Here is a 10522-nt window from a genome sequence, read left to right as displayed (position 1 = left end):
CTCATGATTACGTCGAATATGTTCGACCACAAGGCGCGGCTTCGTTCATACGAAATTACCGCGCAGGTGCATGATTCGCTGTAACTGGCTTATTGCGCGGGCAGGGCAGAGGCGGGCAGTCCAAATACCTTGTCGAAGGCGAGGTTGAACGCAAAGGTATATATCAGGAAAAAGACAATCAGTCCCAGATCCAGTACAAAGGCCTGCCACAATGATATGTGCAGCCACCATGCAAAAAGTGGCACCAGCAAAACGACCAGCCCCAGCTCAAAGCCTATTGCATGAGCGGCACGTCGCAGCAGACTTCGGCCACGCACTGATTGCCGGGATTCCCAATATTCGAAGGCGGTGTTGTACACCAGATTCCAGATCACGGCGATAATCGATGATGCAATGGCGGCGACGCTGGCCCGGCCCAGCTCCTGCCCGGCCAGTTCGGCAAGTCCGAAGCTGGTGATGCCAATGGCAATCAGCTCGTACAACGATACATAAACGACTTTACGCTTGACGCCCTGCACGGTGATGGTTCCTCGAGTCCGCGCACACGGGGCACGGCAAAGCCGTAATCTTATACAAGTTTTGAAAGGGCCGTGGAAAAGCAGGGCCGCATAAACATGAAAGGCCCCACCTTTTGGCGGGGCCTTACTGCCTAGTTGGGCAGAGACACTTACGTTCACGTAGTGTAGATGGACTGCCATGGAGGCAGTGGTCTGCCTGTTAAGCAGTGAGTTCAGAATAGATCAACCCATGGCCCGAGAACACTAGGGAAATTACTGATATTTGTTAAAAGAACGTACAGGCAGACGCCGATGCGGCAGTGCCGAACGGGTCAAATAAACTGCAGTACGTCAGGCCGCAGATGGATCCACCTGACCGTTCATGGCGGCCGTGGTAGCACCATGAGCCGGGGCGGCAGAAGGGTCGCCTTCGTCTTGCGGTGGTCCCGCGTGCCCGGACAGTGCGGCGCTCAGGCTGTATAAAGGGGCGAAAGAATCGGGCTGAGCCATGGGCCAGGTAACGCGAAATATCGTCTGGCTGTATTTCCCTTCAAGTAATTCGCCTTTTCGCATGTCCGGAAATAGCGCCGACAGAACACTGACCCGGCTGGCCGATATCCGGCGAACAATGTGATGGGGGCGAAGGTTGCCCGGATGTTCGACCCCGGCGGCAGCAAGTAATTCGGCCAGGGCCCTGAGCGTATTGGCATGAAAATTCGCTACCCGCTGCGCCTTGTCGGCGACGACCAGTCCTTTTTGACGGCCGGGATCTTGTGTGGTGACGCCTGTCGGGCATTTATCAGTATGGCATGCCTGCGCCTGAATGCAGCCCACGGCAAACATGAAGCCGCGGGCGCTGTTGCACCAGTCGGCACCCAGCGCCATGGTCCGGGCAAGGTCAAAGGCACTGATGATCTTGCCGGAGGCACCCAGCTTGATCTGCTCGCGTAGTCCGATGCCCACCAGGGTATTGTGAACCAGTCGAAGGGCTTCGCGCAGAGGTGTGCCCACATGGTTTACGAATTCGATTGGCGCCGCACCTGTGCCGCCTTCGGCGCCATCGACGACGATGAAGTCGGGGGTAATACCCGTTTTGAGCATTGCCTTGGCAATCGCAAACCATTCCCAGGGATGTCCGATACACAGCTTGAACCCGACAGGTTTGCCGCCAGAAAGCGTGCGCAACTTTTTCACGAACTGGAGCAATTCAACCGGGGTGTCGAAGGCGCTGTGCTTTGCGGGTGAGTCGCATTCCCGCCATACCGGAATGCCTCGTGCTTCGGCGATCTCGGGCGTCACCTTGCTGGCAGGCAAGATTCCGCCGTGACCCGGTTTCGCGCCCTGAGACAACTTGATTTCTATCATCTTGACGTTTGGCCGCGTCGCGCGTTCGGCAAAAAGCTCTTCCGAGAACTGGCCTTTTTCGTCGCGGCAGCCGAAATATCCTGACCCGATATTCCAGATAAGGTCACCCCCATGGATTTCGTGATATCGGCTGATGCCGCCTTCGCCGGTGTTGTGAGCGAAGTTCCCTAGCACGGCGCCCTTGTTCATGGCCATGACCGCGTTAGCGGACAGGGCACCGAAGCTCATGGCTGAAATATTGAAAACCGACAGGGAATAGGGTTGTGTGCAGTCGGGTCCGCCAACCGTGATGCGAAAGTCACTGTCCTTGGGCTTGGTGGGGCTCATCGAATGGTTGATCCATTCGTAACCGTCTCCGTAGACGTTTTCTTGAGTACCGAAGGGCCGCTTGTCGATCGTGTGCTTGGCGCGCTGGTAAACCAGCGATCGGTCAGAGCGAGAAAAGGGCAGTTCGGCACTGTCATCTTCTAGAAAATACTGGCGTATTTCGGGTCGGATGAATTCGAACAGGTAGCGCAAATTACCGATAACCGGGTAGTTGCGGCGGATGGTGTGACGCGTCTGTGTCAGGTCACGGATTCCCAGGCCCACCAGCGCCAGACTGGCCAGCGCAGGCACCAGCCACCACGCACTGACGGCGAAAGTCAGCACCAGGGAGATAAGTGTTGCCGCTATGACAAGGTAAAACGCCGTGTAGCGCGATACAAAAGACACCGATGCTTCCTTCGTTCCTGAAACCGGGTTTTACAACCATACCAGAACTGAATTCTGCATGTAGACGGAACGAAAAGGAAGCAGGCGCCGGGAGGCAGGTTAGGATTTTGACTTATGCTCGGGTTTGCCCTTGCGCTTGGTTGAAGCCATTTCGTCGAGCTCTTTTTCGCTCATGGATTCGTACATCGATTTGGATGCGCCTTGAAGCTCGCTGACGTTGGTGTCACCGCGCTTGGCCGACAAAGCGGCACCTGCGGCCTTTTGCTGAGCCTTGGATTTGGCAGGCATGTTGGGTCTCCAGCTTGGATTTCGACATGCCTGCTGCAGCAATCATTGTGCCGATTCGTACTTGATCGGTATTTTCAGATAGTGCTGGCCATTGGATTCAGGCTGCGGCCACTTCCCGCCTCGAATATTGACCTGGATGGACGGCAGCAGCAACGTGGGGGCCGCCAACGACGCATCGCGCTGCGTACGCATGGCAACGAACTCCTCCTCAGAGATGCCGTCACGTATGTGAATGTTTCCCTTGCGCTGTGCGTCGACTGTGGTTTCCCAGGCGAAATAATCCCGGCCGTCGGCCTTGTAGTCGTGGCAAACAAAAATGCGCGTTTCGGGTGGCAGGTCGAGCAGGCGACGTATCGATGCATACAGGACGCGCGCGCTGCCACCAGGAAAGTCGGCTCTGGCTGTGCCGTAATCGGGCATGAACAGGGTATCGCCAACGAACAGTGCATCGCCAATAAGATACGAGACGCAAGCAGGGGTATGGCCCGGGGTATGCAGTACGGTTGCCGGCAGCTTGCCTATGTCGAATGTATCGCCGTCGCCAAGCAGGACATCAAATTCGCTACCGTCTTCAGACACGTCGCTCAGGTTGAAGACGGGCTTGAAAATTGATTGCACCTGGCAGATATGCTTGCCAATGCACACCGGTGCACCCGTGCGCTCTCTGAGGAAAGGTGCAGCGCTCAAATGATCGGCGTGGGCATGCGTTTCAAGAATGCGCACGATTTCGACCCCGGCAGCCTGTGCCGCATCCAGCATCAGTTCGGCAGAAGTCGTTGCCGCTTTGCCGCTGGCGTGGTCATAATCCAGGACGGGGTCGATAAAAACCCCTTTACGGGTGGATGGGTCAACCACCATATAGCTGATTGTATTGGTGGCTGGATCAAAAAATGCCTGAACCTCGGCCGCTTGTGTCATCAGTTTCTCCCGTGTTAAGACGTATTTGGAATATGCTTATATCTGTATAGCATAAGACATGCTGCCAGTAGATTGACCGGTTAAAAAAATCGTCTCGAAGGACATCTATTGAGCCCTGCAATCGTAGTCACGCTTGGAAACTGGGATCAACTGGGCCAGGAAGCGGGTGCAATTCGTCACGAAGTTTTTGTGGTCGAACAGAAGGTTCCCATTGAGCTCGAGCTCGACGAGCACGACGCGACCGCCGTGCACGCGCTGGCCTGGGTCGACGATGTTCCGGTGGGCACGGGCCGACTCCTGCCAGATTCGCATATTGGCCGCATGGCTGTATTGAAGTCCCACCGCTCTATTGGTGTCGGAAAAGCGTTGCTGCAGGCGCTTGTAGAACAGGCGGCGCGTCGGGGCGACACCGACGTGGTACTGGCCGCGCAGTGGCACGCGACGGGGTTTTACGAGGCATTGGGGTTCAAAGTCGAAGGGAATCAATTCATGGATGCCGGCATTGCGCACGTGCTCATGAGAAAGGTGTTGCGTTAGCACTACAAGTTCGACAGGTACGCCTGGGCCGGCAGCAAAGAAAAAGCCCCGCGACATGCACGGGGCTTTTTCAGGAATAGGGTGGTGCCCAGAAGAGGACTCGAACCTCCACACCTTGCGGCACATGGACCTGAACCATGCGCGTCTACCAATTCCGCCATCTGGGCTTAACAAGAATATGCTACTGTTTGAACATGTATGCAGCTGAACAAGCCTGCAAGGCATCAAACTTCATATACTTGGGTACTGCAAACAATAATTTTACATTATTGCTTAACGTTTACTGCGGCTTTTACTGCTATTTTTTGCAATTGCGTTGTAAACATCACGATGTACACCACAATGCGCAACCATTTAGACTTTACCCAACCAGGTGCACTGCAAAGTGCAACTGCTAAATGTGTTGATAGCTGTAAAAGCGAAGATTCGTAGTATAACCTATTTTTTTAACCAACGGAATTTTCTTTGGCAAAGCGAACAAAAAACGAAAACGACAGTCCGAGCTCCAACCCAGCTCATTCGCTGCCGCCCGATTTTGACCCAGATGTCCCCAGCCGCGAAGCCGTGCTGGAAATGCTGCGCACGACAGGTCGGGCATACGATGTGCTCGAACTGGCTCGGGCGATGGGTGCAAAGCATCCTCTTTCCACAGGCTTCGAGCGTCGCCTGAACGCCATGGAGCGCGACGGGCAAATTACATATAACGAACAGGGACAGATTTTGGCTGCACCTAAAGGAGATTTCATCTCCGGGCTGGTTCAGGGCCATCGTGATGGCTTTGGATTCCTTTTGCGCGACGACGGCGGACCCGATCTGTTTCTGTCCCCTCGCGAAATGCTCAAGGTGCTGCATGGCGACCGTGTACTGGCCAAACCCGATGGCCAGTATCGGGGCAAACCCGAGGCAACCATTGTCGAAGTGGTCGAGCGTCGTACCGACCGCCTGGTTGGGCGCTTCTTGCGCGAGCCGGGCATCTGCATCGTCGTCCCCGAAGACCAGCGCATCAAGCACGACATCTTGATTCCTTCGGGCGATACCGCCGGTGCCGAGCATGGGCAAGTGGTAACTGTGCAGATCATGCAGCAGCCCACCCGTCATACCCAACCATTGGGCCGGGTCATAGAGGTGCTGGGCGAAATCGACGACCCCGGCATGGAAATTGAAATCGCTGTGCGCAAATTCGACGTACCGGTGGATTTTTCAAAAGCCGCCATGGCTCAGGCTGCCCGGCTGCCCGACTCTGTCACTCCCGCCGATCTCAAAGGTCGGGTCGATCTTCGCGACCTTCCTTTTATTACCATTGATGGCGAAGATGCCCGTGACTACGATGATGCGGTATTTTGCATGCCCGTGGATATCGGCACAGAAAAACGCCGGCGACCCGCGTGGCGTTTGCTGGTGGCCATTGCTGATGTCAGCCATTATGTAACGCCGGGGTCGGCGCTGGACGACGACGCCTTCGAACGCGGCACCAGTGTGTATTTTCCGCGTCGGGTCATTCCGATGCTGCCCGAGTCCTTGTCCAACGGCTTGTGCTCGCTCAATCCGGGGGTCGACCGTCTGGTGCTGGTCTGCGATATGGTCATTCCGGCCAACGGCGTTAAAGCGGGCGTAGTCACGGCTTACCAGTTTTACAACGCCGTCATTCATTCACAGGCTCGCACCACATATACCGATGTCTGGGCGGCCATTCAGCAACCTACCGGGCCAGCAGCACAAAGCATGCAGCACGTCCTGCCGCACGTACTCGATTTGTACGAGCTTTATCAGCTGCTGTCAGAATCCCGCGCCAAGCGCGGAGCCATGGAATTCGAGACGATCGAAACCAAGATCGTGTGCAATCCGTTGGGGCGTATCGAGCGAATTGTGCCGTACGAGCGCAACGACGCCCATCGCCTTATCGAAGAGTGCATGTTGGCGGCCAACACTTGCGCAGCCGACTTCACCAAACGCAACAAGCGCATTAGCCTGTACCGGGTTCATGAAGGGCCCACTCCCGAAAAGCTCAAGGCACTTCGCGATTATCTGCGTAACATCGGCCTGACCCTCGAAGGAGGTGATGAGCCCACCACGCACGATTACGCGCGTCTCCTGCAGGCTGCACGAGGCCGGCCCGATTATCAGGTGCTGCAGACGATGTGTCTGCGTTCCTTGCAGCAGGCCATATACAGTCCCGAAGAGTCCGGCCACTTCGGTCTGGCATATCAACATTATGCGCACTTTACGTCGCCCATCCGGCGCTATCCAGACCTGCTGACGCACCGTGTCATCAAAGCCATCCTGCGTAAAGAAAAGTATGTGCCCGACTTCGAAGACGTCAATGCGGCCGCCGAGTTGACTCCGGGCGAGCGTCAGCACGCCATCTGGGAAAAGCTGGGCCTCCTGCTTTCTGCTCGCGAGCGCAGAGCCGACGACGCATCCCGCGATGTCGAGGCATGGCTCAAGTGCTGGTTCGTCAAAGAGCATGTCGGCGAGGTGTTCAGTGGTCGGGTCACCGGCGTAGCCCCTTTCGGCCTGTTTGTTACCCTTGATACTCTATTCGTCGAAGGGCTGGTGCATGTTTCGGAATTGGGTTCCGACTACTTCCAGTACAACGAAAGCATGCACGAGTTGCGTGGCGAGCGAACGGGTATCCGCTATCGTCTTACCGATGCCGTTCATGTGCAGGTCGCGCGTGTCGACCTCGAAGCGCGCAGAATCGAGTTTCGCCTTGTCAAGGACACCGGCTACAAGGCTCTGAAAAAGGCGGCAGCGGCCCCGGCAGAACCCTTGTCTGTGCGTCGCGGAAAGAAAGCAGCTACGACCAAGCCGGAGGCACTCAAGGGAACCACGGCAAGCCAGCGTCGAGCGGCCGAAAAACGTGCTGCAAAGGCAACCAAAAAGGCCGGCAGCAAATCATCAACGCCCAAGGCGGGAAAATCCCCCGCACGCAAGCGAAGGTAAGGCTTTTCGGGGGTTGTGGGGCGGAAGAGTAAAATCGCTGTATCTTCCGCCTGCCTATCATCAAGGAGCCCCATGTCTTCCCACCAGGTTCTGGCTGGTTTTCATGCCGTCACTGCGCGGCTGCGCCATGCCCCAGCCACCATTCGTCAGCTTTACGTCGAGGCTTCACGGCGCGATAAACGTATGCAAACCTTGATCGAACAGGCGCGGCAGGCGAATGTACGAGTGCATCCGGTTGAATCCGCTAGGCTTGATGGCTTGGCAAGGGGAACAAAACATCAAGGAGTGGTGGCCTTGGCCGATGCCAACACGCTCGCCACTGATATAGACGAAGTTCTTGATGCGCTGGAACAGAAGGGAGAGGCTCCGCTTTTACTGTTGCTCGATGGAGTGACCGACCCGCACAACCTCGGTGCCTGCCTGCGCACGGCCGATGCCGCCGGCGTTCATGCCGTGGTGGCGCCGCGGGACCGGGCTGTCGGCGTCGGTACAACGGTCCAGCGCGTGGCCTGTGGTGCGGCCGATACCGTGCCATACATTATGGTTACCAATCTGGCACGCACTATGCGTGAGCTGAAGCAACGTGGTCTGTGGCTGGTTGGCACAGACGATCAGGCCACAGACAGCATTCACTCTATTGATGCGCGGCGTCCCATGGCGTGGGTCATGGGAGCAGAGGGCGAGGGAATGCGACGCCTGACCCGTGAAACCTGCGATGAACTGGTCACGATTCCCATGCTGGGCGCGGTAGAAAGCCTGAACGTCAGTGTCGCCAGCGCCGTATGCCTGTACGAGACGGTTCGCCAACGCACACAATCCAACTAACACCTTACAAATCGACCTTTCCACATCATGTCCAAGAACGGTTTCACCACTACGCTGGTTCACTCCGACCGGCGTTCTACCATCGAGCATGGGGCGATCCACAAACCGCTGCACCCGTCCAGCGAATATGCTTTTGCCGACTCGCGCGAACTGGCCGCCGTTTTTCAGGGCAAGGCCGGCTTTACCTATGCACGCCAGGGAACCCCTACTACCCAGGCTCTCGAAGCAAAGATCACGCAGATGGAAGGCGGCCTCAACAGCGTGAGCTTTGCCACTGGCATGGCAGCATTGAACGCAACATTTTTTACCTTGTTGCGTGCAGGCGACCACCTGATTTCCAGCCAGTACATTTTTGGTAATACGAACAGCTTGCTGAACACCCTGGCAGGACTGGGCGTGGAAGTGACCTTGGTTGACGCGACGGACGTTGCCAATGTTGCGGCGGCCCGACGTCCCGAAACCCGCATGGTGTTCGTGGAATCCATCGCCAATCCGGGAACCCAGGTAGCCGACATGAAAGCTATCGGTGACTGGTGTCGCGACAACGCGCTGCTGTACGTTGTGGACGGCACCCTGAGCACGCCGTGGCTTTGCCGCGGCCGCGATGTGGGTGCAGGCCTGGTAATCAATTCGCTGTCCAAATACATTGGCGGGCACGGCCACGCCTTAGGTGGGGCTGTTACCGATACGGGGCTTTATGACTGGTCGACGTATCCCAATATCGCGGATGTTTATCGTCATGGCTCGCCGCAAGGTTGGGGACTGACGCAGATCAAGAAAAAAGGGCTGCGCGACATGGGGGCTACGTTGTCAGCAGATTCGGCGCACCGGATTTCAGTCGGGTCTGAAACCCTGGCACTGCGCATGGAACGAAGCTGCAGCAACGCCATGGCGCTTGCGCAGGCATTGGCGGCACATCCCAAGGTGTCGCGGGTCAGTTATCCGGGTCTGCCTTCGCATCCACAGCACGTACGCGCCGGAGAGCTGTTCGGCGGTCGTTACGGCGCACTGGTTGGCGTCGAGCTTCTGGATGGCATCGACGTCTTCGAGTTTCTCAATCGTCTCAAAGTATTTGTGCTGGCTACTCACCTGGGAGACACCCGCACATTGGTGCTGCCTGTTGCTCACACCATCTATTACGAAATGGGTCCGGAGCGGCGGGCATTGATGGGGATAGCAGACAGCATGCTGCGGATCTCCGTGGGCATCGAAGACCCTCAGGACCTGATCGACGACTTTCTGGATGCGCTCGAATCTTTCTGAGCCGATGCGCTGGACGGTTGACCAGGGCAGGGTGGTGCGTTTCTGATCAAACCCGATCGGGCCGCTGCTTTTTACTTGTTTCGCGCCCTGAAACAGGTCAAAACAAACTTGCATTTCGTGAGTATATTTTTGAAAAAAGTCAGTAATCCTGCGGCTTCTGAGCGATTCTCCCCTTGACACGACTTTATTTCGAAGGCTTAATACGCGTTAGCCGGTAGGCAGCGTCAATACTGACATTCCCACCAGTCAACAGTGGTACATGTACTTGAACGTGTAGTGTTTTTTTTATCAAGAAATGCTGATGCAGGCGCCTTGTTCGCCGGCAACAGTCATAATAATTTTTCAGGGGTATATCTTAAATGAACAAAACTGAGCTCATCGAACACATCTCTACCAAGGCCGACCTCTCCAAGGCCGACGCCGGTCGCGCCCTCGAAGCGTTTATCGGTGCTGTCAAGACTACCCTGAAAAAGAAGGGCTCGGTCACCCTGGTCGGTTTCGGTACCTTTGCTGTGTCCGAGCGCGCAGCCCGCACCGGTCGCAACCCCCGCACCGGCGAAGCCATCAAGATCAAGAAGGCTCGCGTGCCCAAGTTCCGTCCCGGCAAGGCTCTCAAAGACGCAGTCAACTAAAAATTGAATGCCGATTTGCTTGCTAAAAAAGGTCAAGCTATAATGCTTTTCTTTAGCAGCGTGGCCCCCCGGGAAACTTCCCGTCAGGTTGAATACAAGGGGTGCTTAGCTCAGTTGGTAGAGCGGCGCCCTTACAAGGCGTAGGTCACAGGTTCGACCCCTGTAGCACCCACCACGAACTGCTAAATAAAATCAAGGGCTTACAGTTTTTACTGTGAGCCCTTTTTTGTTACAAATCGCGCTTAGCACCATTTTTGGGACAATTTTGGAACAGTGGCTTCTATAACCACATTGCGTTGTTTTATAGAGGTTTTGACCCCGGCAGTCATAGAAAAAGAGGCCCATATCAGTATCGAGCCAAGGTTCGAATCGCAGGAACACCCGCCCTAACCGAGACCTTTCCCGAAGCTCTGCAACAGTACGACGAAGAGCGTGTCAAGGCGACAACCCAGGTCGTGTTGACCAATCGGGTCAATCCCCCTGATGCCATCCTGCGGGAAGTGTTCGTGCGTTCAAATGGAAAGCGCTTCGATCGTATTG

The 10522-nt window shown here is 56.1% G+C and carries 9 protein-coding genes, 2 tRNA genes and 1 pseudogene; 7 read left to right on the top strand and 5 right to left on the bottom strand.

From position 1 onward, the window contains the following. Window positions 1–89: 89 nt before the first annotated feature. The 4 genes from Q1J88_RS12150 to Q1J88_RS12135 all read right to left on the bottom strand — a co-directional run bounded on the left by Q1J88_RS12150 (window position 90) and on the right by Q1J88_RS12135 (window position 3782). Window positions 90–518, bottom strand: a complete 429-nt coding sequence (locus Q1J88_RS12150; protein ID WP_301117984.1) for a PACE efflux transporter — start codon at window positions 516–518, stop codon at window positions 90–92. A gap of 330 nt (window positions 519–848) precedes the next feature. Next, window positions 849–2576, bottom strand: coding sequence for an FMN-binding glutamate synthase family protein (locus tag Q1J88_RS12145; RefSeq protein WP_301117983.1), 1728 nt, complete (start codon window positions 2574–2576; stop codon window positions 849–851). Between the two features lie 99 nt (window positions 2577–2675). Beyond that, on the bottom strand, window positions 2676–2864 hold the full coding sequence (locus Q1J88_RS12140) for a DUF3008 family protein (protein WP_301117982.1): 189 nt from the start codon (window positions 2862–2864) through the stop codon (window positions 2676–2678). Window positions 2865–2906: 42 nt separating this feature from the next. Continuing rightward, the gene (locus tag Q1J88_RS12135) at window positions 2907–3782 is read right to left on the bottom strand and encodes an MBL fold metallo-hydrolase (protein WP_301117981.1); all 876 of its coding nucleotides are present in this window, start codon (window positions 3780–3782) and stop codon (window positions 2907–2909) included. 108 nt (window positions 3783–3890) lie between these two features. On the opposite strand from Q1J88_RS12135, the gene Q1J88_RS12130 reads away from it, so the two are divergent. Beyond that, window positions 3891–4319: a GNAT family N-acetyltransferase gene (locus Q1J88_RS12130; RefSeq protein WP_301117980.1), complete on the top strand. Its 429-nt coding sequence runs from the start codon at window positions 3891–3893 to the stop codon at window positions 4317–4319. 82 nt (window positions 4320–4401) lie between these two features. Here the strand turns inward: Q1J88_RS12130 and Q1J88_RS12125 are convergent. Next, window positions 4402–4486: transfer RNA gene (locus Q1J88_RS12125), tRNA-Leu, on the bottom strand. A gap of 298 nt (window positions 4487–4784) precedes the next feature. Between Q1J88_RS12125 and rnr the strand changes: the two genes are divergently transcribed. The 6 genes and pseudogenes from rnr to Q1J88_RS12095 all read left to right on the top strand — a co-directional run. After that, window positions 4785–7262: a ribonuclease R gene (gene rnr, locus Q1J88_RS12120; protein ID WP_301117979.1), complete on the top strand. Its 2478-nt coding sequence runs from the start codon at window positions 4785–4787 to the stop codon at window positions 7260–7262. 72 nt (window positions 7263–7334) lie between these two features. Then, window positions 7335–8087: a 23S rRNA (guanosine(2251)-2'-O)-methyltransferase RlmB gene (rlmB, locus tag Q1J88_RS12115; RefSeq protein ID WP_301117978.1), complete on the top strand. Its 753-nt coding sequence runs from the start codon at window positions 7335–7337 to the stop codon at window positions 8085–8087. Window positions 8088–8114: 27 nt separating this feature from the next. After that, on the top strand, window positions 8115–9350 hold the full coding sequence (locus tag Q1J88_RS12110) for a cystathionine gamma-synthase family protein (protein ID WP_301117977.1): 1236 nt from the start codon (window positions 8115–8117) through the stop codon (window positions 9348–9350). A gap of 359 nt (window positions 9351–9709) precedes the next feature. Then, window positions 9710–9982, top strand: coding sequence for an HU family DNA-binding protein (locus Q1J88_RS12105; RefSeq protein WP_017523731.1), 273 nt, complete (start codon window positions 9710–9712; stop codon window positions 9980–9982). A gap of 99 nt (window positions 9983–10081) precedes the next feature. Next, window positions 10082–10157 (top strand) — tRNA-Val (locus Q1J88_RS12100). A gap of 79 nt (window positions 10158–10236) precedes the next feature. Then, window positions 10237–10522: pseudogene (locus tag Q1J88_RS12095) on the top strand (hypothetical protein); the annotation flags it as partial.

Source organism: Pusillimonas sp. (genome assembly GCF_029263785.1).
Classification (GTDB): domain Bacteria; phylum Pseudomonadota; class Gammaproteobacteria; order Burkholderiales; family Burkholderiaceae_B; genus Pusillimonas.
The sequence above is the reverse complement of the archived record's forward strand: the minus strand, read 5'-3'. Positions and strand labels throughout refer to the sequence as shown.

Bases quoted from the DNA above. Each gene is read 5' to 3' on its own strand.
- Q1J88_RS12140 (WP_301117982.1), bottom strand. From the start codon at position 2,864: ATGCCTGCCAAATCCAAGGCTCAGCAAAAGGCCGCAGGTGCCGCTTTG.
- Q1J88_RS12135 (WP_301117981.1), bottom strand. From the start codon at position 3,782: ATGACACAAGCGGCCGAGGTTCAGGCATTTTTTGATCCAGCCACCAAT.
- rlmB (WP_301117978.1), top strand. From the start codon at position 7,335: ATGTCTTCCCACCAGGTTCTGGCTGGTTTTCATGCCGTCACTGCGCGG.
- Q1J88_RS12110 (WP_301117977.1), top strand. From the start codon at position 8,115: ATGTCCAAGAACGGTTTCACCACTACGCTGGTTCACTCCGACCGGCGT.
- Q1J88_RS12105 (WP_017523731.1), top strand. From the start codon at position 9,710: ATGAACAAAACTGAGCTCATCGAACACATCTCTACCAAGGCCGACCTC.